The following is a 15,510-nucleotide window of genomic DNA, read 5'->3' as shown; positions in this document are numbered from 1 at the left end:
AGTCGCATCTGCCCAAGGATTAAGCACGTTGACACTGCAACTCGCTGAAAAAGACCTGACCCCTCCGGTTCTGCTGGCCCCGATGGCCGGAATCACCGACCGCCCGTTCCGCGATCTGGTGATGCGCTTTGGCGCGGGCATGGTGGTCAGTGAAATGGTCGCAAGCCAGGAAATGGTGCAGGCCAAACCCGGCGTGCGCGAACGGGCCGAGCTGTCGGCCGACGTGGAAAACACCGCCGTTCAACTAGCCGGGCGTGAGGCGCATTGGATGGCCGAGGCCGCCCGGCAGGTTGCTGATCGGGGCGCGCGGGTGATCGACATCAACATGGGGTGTCCGGCCAAGAAGGTAACGAACGGCTATTCCGGCTCGGCCCTGCTGAAAACACCGGATCATGCGCTGACATTGATCGAGGCGGTGGTCGCGGCGGTCGATGTTCCGGTCACGCTGAAAACGCGGCTGGGGTGGGACGACAAGTTACTGAACGCGCCGGACGTCGCGCGGCGCGCGCAGGAGGTGGGCGTGCAAATGGTGACGATCCACGGGCGCACGCGCTGTCAGTTCTATAAGGGGCAGGCGGACTGGCAGGCGATCCGCGCTGTGAAAGAGGCGGTCGATATCCCCGTCATCGCAAATGGAGATATCGTGGATACCGGTGCTGCACGCACGGCGCTGGACCAATCGGGCGCGGATGGCGTCATGATCGGGCGGGGTGCTCAAGGTCAGCCTTGGGTTCTGGCTCAGGTCTGCCACGATCTCTATGGCGCGCCTGCGCCAGTGGTACCTCAGGGCGAGGACCTGATCGAGATGGTCCGCGCGCACTATCAGGCGATGCTGGGCTTTTACGGTAGCGATCTGGGTCTGCGCGTCGCGCGCAAACATCTGGGTTGGTATATGGATCAGGCTGGTACGCCAGCAGCCTTGCGCCGCGCCGTTCTTACCTCTCGCGATACGGATGAGGTGATCCGCCTGCTGGGTGACGCCTTAAGCACTGAGGCGGAGGCTGTCGCATGAATTCAGACCAGAGTATTTGGACTTCGCTTCCGGTACCGGCCTTCATAATTGATAGCGATGATCGGATATCCGACGTTAATTCAGCCGGCGAAGGATTCCTGAATGCCTCGCGTAAATCGGTGATCGGGCACCCGGTTTGGGATCAGATTGCGGTCGACGCGCCACTGGAAGAGGCGTTCGAGCGCGCGCGGGCGCAGGGAACACCCTTGTTCGTGAATGATGTAGATGCGGGCTCGGGCAATCGTGCGCCGCTGCAATGCGCGCTACAGATTGCCCCTTTGGTTGGCCATCCGGGTTCAATGATCATGATCATCTCGCCGCGAGAACTGGCAGGGCGGATGACGCGGGGCAATACCGTTAAATCGGCGGCGCAGTCGGCGATCGGCATGGCCGAGATGCTGGCGCATGAGATCAAGAACCCGCTGGCCGGCATCACCGGCGCTGCGCAATTGCTGAGCATGAATATCTCTCAGCAAGACCTTGAGTTAACAGATCTTATCGTCGCCGAAAGTCGCCGGATCGTAAAGCTGCTGGAACAGGTTGAGCAATTCGGAAACCTGTCGGAGCCTGACTTCAAACCCGTCAATATCCACGACGTTCTGGACCGCGCGCGACGGTCCGCGTTGCTGGGGTTCGGCGCGCATATGAAGATTATCGAGGACTACGACCCCTCGTTGCCCTTGGCCTATGGCGACCCCGATCAATTTCTCCAAGTCATTCTGAACCTGTTGAAGAATGCCTCGGAAGCAGCTGATCCAAAAGGCGGAACCATTCGTCTGCGGACGTATTTCGAACATTCCTTCCGCCTGCGGCGCAGCGATGGCTCGGGCCATTCGTTGCCCCTGCAGGTTGAGATCATCGACGACGGTCCGGGCCTGCCCGAGAAAATCCGTAGCGATATTTTTGACCCTTTCGTGTCGGGCAAGGAAAACGGCACCGGCCTCGGGCTGGCGCTGGTGAGCAAGATCATCTCGGACCATGACGGCTGGATTTCCGCCGACTCGGTGCCGGGCCGTACGGTGTTTCGTATCTCGCTGAGGCGGGCACCGAAGGATGCAACGTAAGACAAAGCCGAGAAGAGCTTAAGGAGAGCACCAATGGATGGAACAGTACTGGTCGCAGATGACGACCGCACGATCCGCACCGTTTTGACACAGGCCCTGACGCGGGCGGGGTGCAAGGTGCACGCGACCTCTTCGTTGACCACGCTGATGCGCTGGGTTGGCGAAGGGAAAGGCGATGTGGTGATCTCAGATGTCGTTATGCCGGATGGCAATGGCCTGGAGATGCTGCCCAAGATCGCGCAGGACCGACCCGGCCTGCCTGTCATCGTGATCTCGGCCCAGAACACGATCATGACGGCGATTCAGGCGGCCGAGGCCGATGCCTATGATTATCTGCCCAAGCCGTTTGACCTGCCTGATCTGATGAAACGGACCGCGCGGGCGCTGGAGCAGAAACAGCGCGTGCAAACCGACGCCAGCGAACCGGCGCAGGACCGCCCAGAAGAACTGCCCCTAGTCGGGCGGACCCCGGTGATGCAGGCGCTGTACCGGTTGGTCGCACGGGTGATGAACACTGATCTTTCGGTGATGATATCTGGTGAAAGTGGAACAGGTAAATCATTGATTGCACGGGCTATTCATGATTTCTCGGACCGTCGCACACTGCCCTTTGTCACGGCAACAGCCGCTGATTTGCGCGATCTGGAAGGTCCTGCACGGGTGATGGCGCGGGTTCGAGGTGGGACGTTGCTGATCGACGAGATTGCCGATATCGAGGACGAACTGCAGGCTCGCATCGTCCGCATGATGGACACGCCCGGCGACCACGTCCCACGCTTTATGGCCACCAGCCAGTCGGACCTGACCGACGCGATGGAGAGCGGGCGCGTGCGTCAGGACCTGTATTACCGTCTGTGCGGCGCGACAATCCACGTGCCTGCGCTGCGCGAACGTGTGGATGACATCACCCTTTTGGCCGACCACTTTCTGGCGCGGGAAGAGCGCGAACACGGCACCAAACGCTGGCTCAGCCCGGATGCGGTAGAGCTGGTGCGGCGCTATTCGTGGCCGGGAAATGTGCGACAGTTGGAAAACGCGATCCGCCGCCTCAGCCTGACCAGCCGCGCCGATGAAATCTCGAAATCCGAGGTCGAAGCGGTTCTGGGCAGCCAGCCCGAAGCCGAACCTGTTCTGGGCGATGGTGAGCGCGAGAAACTGTCGACTTCGGTCGCGCGTCACTTGCGGCGGTATTTCGACTTGCACGGCAATATTCTGCCGCCGCCGGGCCTGTATCAACGCATCCTGCGCGAGGTAGAGGCCCCTCTTATCGAGTTGGCCCTGGATGCAACCGGCGGAAATCAGGCAAAATGTGCTGATCTTCTGGGGATTAACCGGAATACGCTGCGGAAAAAGATCACAGACCTCGATATTCAGGTGACACGCCGCCGCAAACTGATGTAATATCGCCACACAAAGCGTGGCATTCGGGTTCGACCCCGACAAGGACCACGAAATATGGCGGTTTGCCGTGAAAACGGCGCATCAGGATGAGGGCAGACGGTGGCATCCCGAGCACAGAGCGGGCTGATCCTATCGATTAATCGGTGGCGGAAATCCCGAAAGCTGCGCAATATTAGCACCTTGGGTCTGGTTCTTCTGGGCCCGGTTCTGGCGTTGGTGACCTATCTGGTCATCGGTCCCTTTGACTTGGGCACAACCGCGCCGTCGCTGCGCCTGATTCTGCTGGCAGATCTGGTCTATGTGCTGGTGGTTGCTGCGCTGGTTCTCAGCCAATTGGGCAGTTTGATCGCCGCGCGCCGGGCGAAATCGGCCGGATCGCGTCTGCACCTGCGTCTGATTGGTGCCTTTACCCTGCTCGCACTGGTGCCGACAGTGACGGTGGCGATTTTCGCTGGCCTGACGGTGAATATCGGTCTCGAGGGCTGGTTCTCGGACCGGGTGAGGCAGGTTGTTGGCTCATCCCTGACCGCCGCCGAAGCCTATGAGCAGGAGCACCGCGAAGGTTTGCGGCAGGACGCGACGGTTCTGGCGCTGTACCTCAACAATGCGCGCGCGGTGGATTTCTATATCTCGGACGCGGAATTGCGCGCGGTTCTTGCGCAAGGACAATCGCAAATTCAACGTGGGCTGCGTGAGGCTTATGTCATTGACGGAGCAGGGGAAATAAAGTCGCGCGGCGACCGGTCTTACCTGTTCAACTATGAGGCACCGACGCCCGAGCAGATCGTAGAGGCCTCTGACACAGGCCTTCTGATCATCGACGATTGGCAAAACAGTGAATTCCGGGCGCTCGTGCCGCTACGCGCCTATCTGGACCGGTATCTCTATGTCAGCCGCGAGGTGGATGGTCAGTTGTTGACGCTGCTGGATGACACCAAGGAAACTGTGCAGTTCTATCAACAGCTTGAAAGCGAACGGGGCAGGGTACTGTTCGAATTTGGTCTGCTGTATCTGGGATTTGCGGTCATTTTGATCTTGGCGGCGATGTCGCTAGGTATGTGGTTTGCCGAGCGCCTGTCGCGTCCCGTCGGACGGCTTACTACAGCGGCGCAACGTGTGGGGGCCGGTGATCTGAGCGTTCAAGTCATCGAAGAGGCCAGCGACGATGAGATTGCCATATTGGGACGTTATTTCAACCAGATGACGCGGCAACTTAATGCACAGCGCGACACTCTGCTAGAAAATACCCGCCAGATCGAACGTCGTCGTCGGTTGTTCGATTCGGTGCTCAGTTCGGTCACGTCGGGCGTTGTTGGTGTCGATCCCGATGGGTGCGTTACACTGGTGAACCGTTCGGCGGAACGATTGTTGGACTGGTCGCGCGGGGACGAAACGCTGGCGATTGGCATAGCGGTGCCCGAGTTTCTGCCCTTGTTCGAAAGCCTTAAGGAAAGCGGGCAGGAAGCCGTTCAGGGTGAGGTCAAGGTGACGCGCAAGGGCCGTCTTGAAAACCTACTGGTGCGGATGGCAACCAGACGGGGTGAGGATGGCGGGCTGGAAGGCTATGTTGTCGCCTTTGACGACGTGACCGATCTGGTTAGCGCGCAGCGGATGGCCGCGTGGGGCGACGTGGCGCGACGCATTGCGCATGAGATCAAGAACCCGCTGACCCCGATCCAACTGAGCGCCGAGCGGATCAAACGCAAATTCTCGCGGAAGCTGGATGAAGAGGATTGCGATAGCCTTGTATCCATGACCGATGTGATCGTACGGCAGACCAATGATCTGCGGCGGATCGTGGACGAATTCTCAAAATTCGCACGGATGCCCGAGCCCGATCGGCGTGAGGAAAACGTTGTCGATCTGGTACGCGAGGCGGTTTTGTTGCAGCAATCAGGGCAGCCCGATGTCGAGATCACGGCGCAATTGCCGGATGATCCGATCCCAGCTGATCTGGATGCGACGATGTTGAACCAGGCACTGACGAACCTGATCAAGAATGCCGGGGAAGCCATAGAAACCCTTAAACAAAAAGGCCCCCCCGAGAACCTGAAGCCACAAATCAAAGTGGACGTAGAAAGCGATGACGCGGGTACCGTCATCACAATTGCAGACAACGGCATTGGCCTGCCCGAAGATCGGGCGCGCCTGTTCGAGCCGTATGTGACAACGCGGGATGCTGGGACAGGTTTGGGCCTGCCCATCGTCAAAAAGATTATCGAAGAACATGGCGGCGCGCTGACTTTGGAAGACGCGCCGGTCTTCGACGGACAGGACCATTTTGGCGCGATGGCCGTGATCCGTTTACCAGCGGGTAATTTTTCCCCGTCTGACGCGCCCCAAAAGCAGGCAATTCAAACAAACAAACTGAAAGCAGGCCAAAGATGAGCGACATTCTGATCGTAGATGACGAACGCGATATTCGCGAACTGGTGTCCGACATTCTGGAGGACGAGGGCTATACGACCCGCTTGGCGGGCAACTCGGATGAGTGCATGGCCCAGATCAACTCGGAACCGCCGGGGCTGTTGATTCTGGATATCTGGCTGAAGGACAGCCGGATGGACGGGATCGATATTTTGAAAGCCGTCAAACGTGACAACCCGGATGTGCCGGTGGTGATTATTTCCGGCCACGGCAACATCGAAATTGCGGTCGCGGCGATCAAGCAGGGGGCTTATGACTTTATCGAAAAACCCTTCAATATTGACCAGTTGATGGTGGTCATCCGCCGCGCAATGGAAACATCGCGTCTACGCCGCGAGAATGCCTCGCTCAAGCGCAAAGAGGTGACAAATTCCGACATGATCGGCAAATCCGCCTCGTTCCGAGCGATGCAGGGGCAGTTGGACAAGGTCACAAAATCGAACGGCCGCGTTATGCTGAGCGGCCCGGCAGGGTCGGGCAAAGAGATCGCGGCGCGCTATATCCACGCGCATTCAAACCGTGCCAACGCGCCCTTCGTGACCGTAAACTGCGCCGGGATCGAACCCGAGCGCGTGGAAGAAGTTCTGTTTGGCCGCGAATCCTCGGACCGGGGGGTGGAATCAGGTCTGTTGGAAGAGGCGCATGGCGGTGTGGTCTATTTCGACGAGGTCGCGGATATGCCGTTGGGCACGCAATCCAAAATCCTGCGCGTGCTGGTCGACCAGCAATTCCAACGTGTCGGCGGGTCGGACAAGGTTCGGGTGGATTTGCGCGTGATCTCATCCACCAACAAGGATCTGGATGCCGAGATTGCCGCTGATCGCTTCCGCGAGGAACTGTATCACCGGCTGAATGTGGTGCCGATCGACGTGCCCTCGCTTGAGGATCGGCGCGAAGATATTCCGGTTTTGGCCCAGCATTTCATCGAGATGTGCAACGAAACGCAGGGCCTGCCGGTTCGCGAGATTTCCGAAGAAGCGGTGGCCTTGCTGCAGACCATGACATGGCCGGGTAATGTGCGTCAGTTGAAAAACCTGATCGAACGGGTGCTGATCCTGGGCGACGGCACGGGGCCGATCGAGGCTAAGGAGCTGCCGACCGAGGATGAAAAGGCCGACGATTCCGGCCGCGTTGTTCTGTCTGGCGCGCTGGCGACCTTGCCGCTGCGCGAAGCCCGCGAGGCGTTCGAGCGGGAATACCTGCTGACCCAGATCAACCGCTTTGGCGGCAATATCAGCCGCACCGCCAGCTTTGTCGGGATGGAGCGCAGCGCGCTGCACCGCAAGCTGAAATCACTGGGCGTGGTGACGTCGAACAAATCGGGCGCAAGGGTGGCGCAACTGGACGAACCGGAGCCGGCGGAATAATCCGCCGGTCCTTCACCCCGTCTGGCCGGGTGTGATGATCTGAAACGATCCGTCGTCGAATTTAACAAAGCAGGACTCGGTTCCAATCGGCGGAAATTGGGTCGTGCGTGCGGGTGGGACACTAGCTTTTATCCGCTGTTTGCACGGCGGCAGGCTGATCGGGCGATACCCTTTGGCCGCCATGCACTGTGCTTCAACACGGTCGCGTAGGCCTTTATTGACGTCCACGGTGTAGATCTGCCCAGGCTGCCACCATCCCGCTGTGCGATAACAATTGCCGCGCCCGTCGCAGCGGGTACGGCCCGGCCAATAGGTGGGGGGGCCTTGACGCACCTGGGTCGCCACTGGCGCGTCATCCAGTGCCTGAACCTGACACTGTGTCGTCTCGGTCTGCACACGCGAAACGCTTGCGCCTTCTTGGTAATACATCGAAAGCGGACCGCATGAGGTCAACGCAAAGACAGGTATCAGGAAACGGGCAACTGTTTTCATAGGCTTATCTTGCCCTCGGCAGGCGGAAATGACAATTCGATTGACCGTTTTGGGGCCATCTGTCATTCAATCCTTTCAGGCAGAAGGGCCAGGTATATGAAGGTCATCATTTGCGGGGCCGGTCAGGTTGGCTGGCAGATTGCGCGGCATCTGTCGGGCGAACTGAATGACGTTACAGTGGTTGACAACAACCCGGACCTGGTGCGTCGCGCCACGGAAACACTAGACGTTCAGGGTATTGCCGGCTTTGCCAGCTATCCTGATGTACTTCAGCGCGCGGGCGCCCGTGATGCGGATATGATCATCGCCGCCACCCATTCCGATGAGGTGAACATGGTCACCTGTCAGATGGCGCATTCTGTCTTTTCGATCCAGCGCAAGATTGCCCGATTGCGGTCTAAATCCTATTTACAAGCCATCCATTCCGACCTGTATCGCCGCGATCACTTGCCCATCGACGTGGTCATCAGCCCTGAACGCGAGGTGGCCGCCGCCGCCATGCGCCGCCTTTCGGCCCCCTCGGCCTTTGATACCGAGATGTTCATGGACGGGCAGGCGCAGCTTTTGGGCATCCGCATTGACGAGGATTGCCCGATCGTAAACACGCCCCTACGTCAGTTGACCGATCTGTTCTCGACCCTCAGCTCGATCGTGGTTGGGGTGCGGCGCGAGGGGACTCTGTTTGCCCCGGAGTCCGAAGACCAGCTGTTCGTTGGTGACGAATGCTATGTCTTTGCCAACGTAAAAGACGTCGACCGCACGATGGAGGTTTTCGGCAAGGCGCAAAAGAAACAGGACCGCGTGGTCATCGTGGGCGGCGGCAATGTCGGGCTTGAGGTTGCGAGGACGCTTGAGGAACGCGAAAGCCGGGTGCGCGCCAAGATCATCGAACGCGACCGCAGCTGTGCCGAACTGGCCGCAGAAGCGTTGGAGCGCACGATTGTTCTGAACGGCGATGGCTTGGACTCCGCGCTGTTGCGCGAGGCCGGGATCGAGCGTGCCGACGCTATGCTGGCCGTCACTGACGACGACCGCGCCAACTTGCTGGCCGCCGTGCGGGCCAAGGCCGAGGGCTGTGCGCTGGCGATTGCACTGATCAATGATCCCAGCATGGTGGCCTTGATGGGACCTTTGGGCATTGACGCCTATATCAACCCGCGCGCCACCACTGTCAGCTCCATCTTACGACATATCCGCCATGGGCGCGTGCGGCAGGTTTATTCCATCGGCGATGCCGAGGCCGAGGTGATCGAGGCCGAGGTTCTGTCGACCTCTCCCATGGCGGGGCAAAGGCTGCGTGACATCGACTTTCCCGAGGGCGTTCTGGTCGGGGCTGTTCGCAAAGGGGGTGAGTTGCTGCGCCCCACGGGCAGCCTGCGGATCGAAGAGAAAGACGTGCTGGCGATCTTTGCCATGGCCAAGGACGTGCCCGAGGTCGAGCGCTTGATGCAGGTTTCGATTGATTTCTTCTGATGGAGCGCGCGCGGACACAGCGGATCGGATTGGTGCGGCGCTTGCCGCTGTTTCTGCTGATCTGGGCCATTGCCGCGCTGTCCATGTGGATACCCGCGATTTATGCGCTGGTTCTGGATGATCACGACTCCTCGCGTTCATTTTTTTATTCCGGGTTTCTTGGGCTGTTCATCGTGGCCATCATTGCTTTGGCCTCATCGAACCGTGTACCGCGCAGGGGGACTTTGGGGCAGTTAGCGGTATTGCTGGCCAGTTTCACCGTTTTGCCCCTTTATCTGGCAATCCCCCTGCATGACGCTTTGGGGAATACCACCTTTCTGAACGCCTATTTCGACATGGTCAGCGCGCTGACCACGACCGGCGCCGACCTGTTTCCCGACCCCGACCGTCTGAACGCGCCTCTGCATTTCTGGCGCGCGCAAGTGGGGTGGATGGGCGGCCTGCTGATGTGGATTTCAGCTGCCGCGATCCTGGCCCCTCTGTCGCTAGGCGGGTTCGAGGTTACGGCGCGCGGGCAGCCCGGTCGCCCGGTCTCGGGCGTGGCGCAAAGCGAAAAGGTCGATCCGCGTGGCCGTCTGATCCGAGTCGCGCGGACGCTGACACCGATCTATGCCGGCCTGACCTTGGTGATTTGCCTGCTGCTGTTGATTGCGGGCGAACAAGGGCTGACTGCGATCTGCCACGCCATGTCTACGATGGCGACCTCGGGGATTTCTCCGGTCGGCGGAATGGAGGGTGCGCAGGCCGGGTTCACGGGTGAGGCGATCCTGTTCTTGTTTCTTTTCTTCGCCTTGTCTCGCCTGACCTTTTCGACCGACACGGCAACAACCGGTTATTCACGCTTGGACAAGGATCCCGAATTTCGCATTGGTCTGATGATTGTCGGCACAGTCGCAACGCTTTTGTTCGTCCGGGTTTGGCTGGGGGTCAATGAGATCGGCAACCGGCTAGAACCGATGCAGGCGGTCAATGTGATTTGGGGCATGCTGTTTACAGGCTTGTCCTTTTTGACCACGGCAGGGTTTGAAAGTGCGAACTGGAACGATGCGCAGCAACTGTCGGGTCTTGGCACGCCGGGTCTGATCCTGATGGGCATTGCCCTGATCGGCGGCGGGGTTGCCACGACCGCCGGTGGGGTCAAACTGCTGCGCGTGTTTGCGCTCTATCTGAACGGCGCGCGCGAGATTGACCGGCTGATCTACCCGTCCTCGGTCAGTGGGGTGGGCGGCGGCAACCGACGTATTCAAAGCGATGGAGCATTCATTGCGTGGATCTTTTTGATGATGTTCGCGCTGACCGCCGCGCTGTTCAATATGTTGCTTGCTGCGATGGGGGCGGGGTTCGAACAGGCGATGGTGCTGACGGTCGCGGCGCTCAGCACCACGGGTCCGCTGATCGAACTGGCGACCGATGTGCCCCTGCGCCTGATTGACCTTTCGTCAAGCGCCAAGCTGACCATGTGCGCGGCGATGGTGATTGGCAGATTGGAGACTCTGGCCATTATCGCCTTGATCACGCCCACGCTCTGGCGGGACTGAGAATCAACACTCGTGTTAATGATTGATTTTTCATCTGGAAACTCGGTTAACGACACTCCATACTCCGCCAGAGGGAGCGCGTTGGTCCGCAGCGCGTAGCAAGAACAATGGCGAGTTTATAAAAATATGGCTTCGGACAGACAGAATCTGCAGGACGCGTTCCTGAACAATGTACGTAAGGCAAAGGTCCCGGTCACAATTTTCCTGATCAACGGTGTGAAATTGCAAGGTGTGATCACGTGGTTTGATAACTTTTGCGTGTTGTTGCGCCGCGACGGACAGTCGCAGCTGGTTTATAAGCATGCGATCTCGACCATCATGCCATCACAGCCGATCAACCTGTATGAGGGCGAAGACGCCTCTTGATGGAACATGACAGGACGCGCACCCGTGCCTGGGTGCTGCATCCGGAAATCAAGTCAGATGAACAGCGCCGTGTCCCCGAACCGGCGCTGGAAGAAGCGGTTGCTTTGGCCGCCGCGTTGCCCGACCTCGACGTGGTCGGCTCTGAAATCGTGCGCCTTCCGCGGGCGCAAGCCGGGTTGCTGTTTGGCAGTGGCAAGATCGAAGAACTTGCCGATCGGCTACACGACAATGAAATCGAGCTGGTGCTGATCGACGGCCCGGTGACACCCGTTCAGCAACGAAACCTCGAAAAAGCGTGGAAGGTCAAAATCCTCGACCGGACTGGGCTGATCCTTGAGATTTTCAGCGACCGCGCCCGAACACGTGAAGGTGTTCTACAGGTCGAGATGGCCGCGCTCAGCTATCAACGGACACGATTGGTACGCGCCTGGACCCACCTGGAACGCCAGCGCGGCGGATTGGGTTTTGTCGGCGGCCCCGGCGAGACGCAGATCGAAGCTGACCGGCGCGCCATTGACGAACAGCTTGTGCGACTGCGGCGGCAATTGCAGAAGGTGGTCAAGACCCGCACCCTGCACCGTGCGGCCCGTGCCAAGGTGCCGTATCCGATTGTGGCGCTGGTGGGTTATACCAACGCCGGAAAATCCACTCTGTTCAACCGTCTGACCGGGGCCGAGGTGATGGCCAAGGACATGTTGTTCGCCACGCTCGATCCAACCATGCGCCGGGTGGAACTGCCCGACGGCCCCGAGGTGATCCTGTCGGACACAGTGGGCTTCATCTCGAACCTGCCGACCGAGCTGGTGGCGGCTTTCCGCGCCACGCTCGAGGAAGTGTTGGGCGCGGATATCGTCGTGCATGTGCGCGACATCAGCCATGAAGAGACCGACGAACAGGCTCGCGATGTCGAAACGATCCTGACCTCGCTGGGTGTGGATGACGCGCGCCCTCGGCTTGAGGTCTGGAACAAGATCGACCTGTTGACCGACGACAATCGCGAAGCCGCCATAGCCCGCGCCGAGCGTGATCCTGCGGTTTTTGCCATCTCGGCGGTGACGGGCGACGGGGTTGATGTGCTGCTGACCGAGATCGCCACCAAGCTGCAAGGCGTCCGTCACGAGATCACCCTGACGCTCAGCTTTGCCGAAGGCGACAAACGCGCGTGGCTGTTCCGTCAGGATGTCGTGCGGACCGAGGAGCAGACTGAGGATGGCTTTAAGATCACCGTTTTGTGGACGGATAAACAGGCGGCGCAGTTCGCCGCCTTGTAGGCACTATGCCCCGTCGATCTGCCGCTGGTAATCGTCAGCATCGAACCAGCCTAGCGAGGATTTGACCTTGTTATCCGCGGTCAGTTCCCATTCTTCCCAGCCTCGGGCGACGACGTGGTTGCCGGTCTGTGCATGGTGCCCCTCAAGGGTCCAAACAAAGATGGCGTGGCTCCCCGCCCAACGCAGCATGTCGCAGCGCACTTCAAGATCCGGGAAGTCGGCATAGAACCCGCGTGCCATCTCGGCCACCGCAGCGCGACCGACAATGGGCTCGCCCCGATTGATGATGATCTGCCCGTCGGGTGCATAGAAACTTGCAACGGCGTCCGGGTCGCCTGAACTCCACGCGATTGCATAGTCGCGCGCAAGATTGTTCATCGTATCTCTAATACTGGCCATCAATTTCCCCCGGTCTCAAATCGTTTCACCTTGAGATCGTAAGCCAGAACAAGGGTCTGCGTCCACGAAACCTTGGTTTCAGGGCAATGTCTTGCCTAAAACCCGGTGTCAGCGCGGGGTCAGGTGGGTCACGCCGACCGCCGCCGCACGCGCCAGATCAAGGTCCAGCGACATCGGGATGTATTCCCCGCGCCGCCACAGCTGCGCCTGATCGTCATAGTAGCGCGACAGGAAATGGCCCGACTGACCTGTGGCCGTGATAAAGACCGAGCTGTCAGGGTCGGCGAAATCATAGACGCCCCGATACCCCGCGCCATGTACGTTCTGGAATGGGTCCGGCCCTTCGCCCGAGGTACGCCCCCGCAGCAAAGTATTGTCGCCGCCGCTGGTGGATTGACGGATATTTACGAAGAACCGCAGAACCGGAACCGAGCCCAGAACCGGGTGATCATGGGTGGCCTGATGTGCATCGCCCCAACGCAGAGATTCCAGCGCGCCACCGTATTTCTCGGAAATCCAGATCAGCGCATCGTCCAGCGCCAGTCGCGCCATGTCAGTGCAGGTTTCGACCGGTGCGCTTTGACGGACGTCACACCAAACTGCCGCGCCGTCGATGTCGCGGTAGACGCGCTCGATGAACAGCGGCTCGACATGTTTGTATTCCGCGGCTAGCGGGCCCAGCTCGTCCGAGATCAGGCGGATTTGTAGCGCCCGCAACCAGGCGGCATAAATCAGCGGTTCGGGCAGGTGCTCGTTCATCTCGCCGTTCCATTCGGCCAGCAGACCAAGCGCGATCTGGCGCTGGCGTTCGGGCGTGCCTTCGGGTGCAGAGGCACCGGTGAACCACAGGTCCGCACCGATCAGCGGCAGAAGCGAGCGGGCTGTGAAACTGACCGTGTCTAGCTGCGCCTCGATAAAGCTGTCGCGGGTGTGCACTTCGCGCGATTGCATCAAACGCTGCCAGCGGTGAATGCGCTGTGTGTCGCCCCATTCGTATGAAACATGTTCGGGAAAGGGACGGTCGATGATCTTGTTGTTGGTATTGCCCAAAATGCCGCCCGCCGGGGCCACAAATTCGGGGTTGTCGGCATAGGGCAGGCGACCTTGCCAGCGGTTCTCGTTCAGCCAGCCGGGCGTCGGGATACGGCCCCGGCTTTGGTTGCGCAGGGCGCGGCGTGGCATGGCCCCGATCAGTTTCATCCCGATGGTGTCCCGATCCACCAGCGACAGGTTCTGTGACGGAGCGATATAGCCCTCGGCTGCTTCGATCCCTTGCCGCACGCTGTTGGCATTCATCAGGGCCAATGCGGCGGACATGGAGGTGTCCTGCGCACTCAGCGCGGTCCACGACAATGAAGTCACGTGACCGGGTGGAGTGATCGTTTCCAGATCATAGTGGCTGCCGGGCAGCACAGGCCCGTTCTCGGTCCAGCGCAGGGTCAGGGTGATCGGGGCTTCGTCCTTGATCTCGATGATCGAGGGGCGCGCGCGGAAGGCTTTGAACCCGTCTGGTGTTTCGTATTCCTCGGGGTTGTCGGGGTTGAGCCGTTCGATATGCACATCCTGATCGTCCAGATAGGACGAGGTCAGTCCCCATCCCAGCCGATCACTGCGCCCGGCCATGACCGCAGGCACACCAGGGATTGTCGCGCCGATCACGCCGCCTTTGGCCAGCTCTAACCGTGCCAGATACCAGACGCCGGGTGCGGTGAAGCCCAGATGCGGATCATTGGCCAACAGGGTGCCGCCAATAGCCGAGCGTGAGGGGGCAGCTGTCCACGCGTTAGACGCGCCTGCAAGGCCGCGCTTGGGGAAAGGTGACAGCGGGCTATCGGGCATCGGCGTGCCTTGGGCATAGCGCGGAAGGCCGGGAAAGAGCGTGGCATATTCCGGCAGAGCCGCGATCCCGGCACCGGGTACATCGGGCAGGATATCGGCCAACCGAGCCGAGTCGTTCAGCATAAGCGAGGTGCGCGCGCGAAGCACCTCATCCTCAAGGTGGCCGGACAGTTGCAGCGCCATCAGCTTGATGACGGCAAGGCTGTCTCCGGGCTGCCAAGGCGAAACGGGGGCGTTGAACAGAAACATCTCGGGCGCGCCGCGGCCAAGGGCCATTTCGTTGATCTCGTCCAAACGCGCATTCACGCCCGCCGCATAGGCCCGCAGGGCGGCTTTGGTATAGTCGTCCTGTACCTGAAACGAGCGATGCGCCAGACCGTACAGGTCCAACCGGCGCAGCAGCTTGTCGATATTGACGGTGCGTGCACCGAAGACCTCGGACAGGCGACCCTGGGCGGTGCGGCGCATGACGGTCATCTGCCACAAACGATCCTGCGCGTGGGCGTAGCCCAGCCCAAAGAACACATCCGGGTCGGATTGACCCAGAACATGGGGTACATTTGCGGTGTCTCGCACGATTTCGACGGGGGCGGTCACGCCCCGCATGGCAACAGTCTGGTTATACTCGGGCAGGGACTGGCTGGCCAAGAAATAAACCAGAAGCACAGCCCCCAGCGTCAACATGACAAGGGCCGAGGTGATACGCACCAACCAGCGAAAAACTATACCCATCTGCGGTCCATGATCCGTTCCGTCAAACCTTGCCCGCAGAGTAAAGGAAGGCTGTACCAACCGAAAGAGGAACGCCACGAAATATGCAGGTTTAACTCTGCTTTAGAAACGCAAAACCCCGCCACGACC

General features: G+C 59.9%; 12 protein-coding genes. 9 read left to right on the top strand and 3 right to left on the bottom strand.

What is annotated here, in order from left to right:
- Positions 1 to 28 precede the first annotated feature (28 nt).
- The 5 genes from dusB (at position 29) to ntrX (ending at position 7,271) form a co-directional block, all read left to right on the top strand.
- Positions 29 to 1,012, top strand: a complete 984-nt coding sequence (gene dusB / locus ACR0DB_RS00470) for a tRNA dihydrouridine synthase DusB (protein WP_480548146.1) — start codon at positions 29 to 31, stop codon at positions 1,010 to 1,012.
- Entirely contained in the window at positions 1,009 to 2,076 is a 1,068-nt protein-coding gene (locus ACR0DB_RS00465; RefSeq protein WP_480548144.1) for a two-component system sensor histidine kinase NtrB, read from the top strand. The genes dusB and ACR0DB_RS00465 overlap by 4 nt, the downstream gene beginning before the upstream one ends.
- A gap of 33 nt (positions 2,077 to 2,109) precedes the next feature.
- On the top strand, positions 2,110 to 3,477 hold the full coding sequence (locus tag ACR0DB_RS00460; RefSeq protein ID WP_170774324.1) for a response regulator: 1,368 nt from the start codon (positions 2,110 to 2,112) through the stop codon (positions 3,475 to 3,477).
- Between the two features lie 99 nt (positions 3,478 to 3,576).
- Positions 3,577 to 5,865: a sensor histidine kinase NtrY-like gene (locus ACR0DB_RS00455; RefSeq protein WP_170774322.1), complete on the top strand. Its 2,289-nt coding sequence runs from the start codon at positions 3,577 to 3,579 to the stop codon at positions 5,863 to 5,865.
- Entirely contained in the window at positions 5,862 to 7,271 is a 1,410-nt protein-coding gene (ntrX, locus tag ACR0DB_RS00450; protein WP_170782496.1) for a nitrogen assimilation response regulator NtrX, read from the top strand. Before ACR0DB_RS00455 ends, ntrX begins: the two co-directional genes overlap by 4 nt.
- Positions 7,272 to 7,283: 12 nt before the next feature.
- Here ntrX and ACR0DB_RS00445 read toward each other — a convergent pair whose 3' ends face one another.
- Positions 7,284 to 7,763, bottom strand: coding sequence for a hypothetical protein (locus ACR0DB_RS00445; protein WP_170774318.1), 480 nt, complete (start codon positions 7,761 to 7,763; stop codon positions 7,284 to 7,286).
- Between the two features lie 96 nt (positions 7,764 to 7,859).
- On the opposite strand from ACR0DB_RS00445, the gene trkA reads away from it, so the two are divergent.
- From trkA to hflX, 4 genes are all read left to right on the top strand, one after another.
- Complete coding sequence (gene trkA / locus ACR0DB_RS00440) at positions 7,860 to 9,236, top strand: Trk system potassium transporter TrkA (protein ID WP_480548142.1); 1,377 nt, start codon at positions 7,860 to 7,862, stop codon at positions 9,234 to 9,236.
- Complete coding sequence (locus ACR0DB_RS00435) at positions 9,236 to 10,774, top strand: TrkH family potassium uptake protein (protein WP_480548140.1); 1,539 nt, start codon at positions 9,236 to 9,238, stop codon at positions 10,772 to 10,774. Before trkA ends, ACR0DB_RS00435 begins: the two co-directional genes overlap by 1 nt.
- A 126-nt stretch (positions 10,775 to 10,900) precedes the next feature.
- Complete coding sequence (gene hfq / locus ACR0DB_RS00430; RefSeq protein WP_005982826.1) at positions 10,901 to 11,140, top strand: RNA chaperone Hfq; 240 nt, start codon at positions 10,901 to 10,903, stop codon at positions 11,138 to 11,140.
- On the top strand, positions 11,140 to 12,411 hold the full coding sequence (gene hflX / locus ACR0DB_RS00425; protein ID WP_480548138.1) for a GTPase HflX: 1,272 nt from the start codon (positions 11,140 to 11,142) through the stop codon (positions 12,409 to 12,411). Before hfq ends, hflX begins: the two co-directional genes overlap by 1 nt.
- 3 nt (positions 12,412 to 12,414) lie before the next feature.
- Here hflX and ACR0DB_RS00420 read toward each other — a convergent pair whose 3' ends face one another.
- Positions 12,415 to 12,810: a nuclear transport factor 2 family protein gene (locus tag ACR0DB_RS00420; protein ID WP_170774310.1), complete on the bottom strand. Its 396-nt coding sequence runs from the start codon at positions 12,808 to 12,810 to the stop codon at positions 12,415 to 12,417.
- Positions 12,811 to 12,918: 108 nt separating this feature from the next.
- Positions 12,919 to 15,381, bottom strand: a complete 2,463-nt coding sequence (locus tag ACR0DB_RS00415) for a penicillin acylase family protein (RefSeq protein WP_480548136.1) — start codon at positions 15,379 to 15,381, stop codon at positions 12,919 to 12,921.
- Positions 15,382 to 15,510: the final 129 nt, after the last annotated feature.

The sequence above is a fragment of the Ruegeria sp. AB6 genome, from assembly GCF_056542685.1.
This window is presented reverse-complemented; position numbering and strand designations above follow the sequence as displayed.

What these genes read in the sequence shown, in the direction of transcription:
- ACR0DB_RS00435 (WP_480548140.1), top strand. Translation starts at nt 9,236, where the DNA reads ATGGAGCGCGCGCGGACACAGCGGATCGGATTGGTGCGGCGCTTGCCG.
- ACR0DB_RS00415 (WP_480548136.1), bottom strand. Translation starts at nt 15,381, where the DNA reads ATGGGTATAGTTTTTCGCTGGTTGGTGCGTATCACCTCGGCCCTTGTC.
- ACR0DB_RS00420 (WP_170774310.1), bottom strand. Translation starts at nt 12,810, where the DNA reads ATGGCCAGTATTAGAGATACGATGAACAATCTTGCGCGCGACTATGCA.
- hfq (WP_005982826.1), top strand. Translation starts at nt 10,901, where the DNA reads ATGGCTTCGGACAGACAGAATCTGCAGGACGCGTTCCTGAACAATGTA.
- ntrX (WP_170782496.1), top strand. Translation starts at nt 5,862, where the DNA reads ATGAGCGACATTCTGATCGTAGATGACGAACGCGATATTCGCGAACTG.
- trkA (WP_480548142.1), top strand. Translation starts at nt 7,860, where the DNA reads ATGAAGGTCATCATTTGCGGGGCCGGTCAGGTTGGCTGGCAGATTGCG.
- ACR0DB_RS00445 (WP_170774318.1), bottom strand. Translation starts at nt 7,763, where the DNA reads ATGAAAACAGTTGCCCGTTTCCTGATACCTGTCTTTGCGTTGACCTCA.
- hflX (WP_480548138.1), top strand. Translation starts at nt 11,140, where the DNA reads ATGGAACATGACAGGACGCGCACCCGTGCCTGGGTGCTGCATCCGGAA.
- ACR0DB_RS00465 (WP_480548144.1), top strand. Translation starts at nt 1,009, where the DNA reads ATGAATTCAGACCAGAGTATTTGGACTTCGCTTCCGGTACCGGCCTTC.
- ACR0DB_RS00460 (WP_170774324.1), top strand. Translation starts at nt 2,110, where the DNA reads ATGGATGGAACAGTACTGGTCGCAGATGACGACCGCACGATCCGCACC.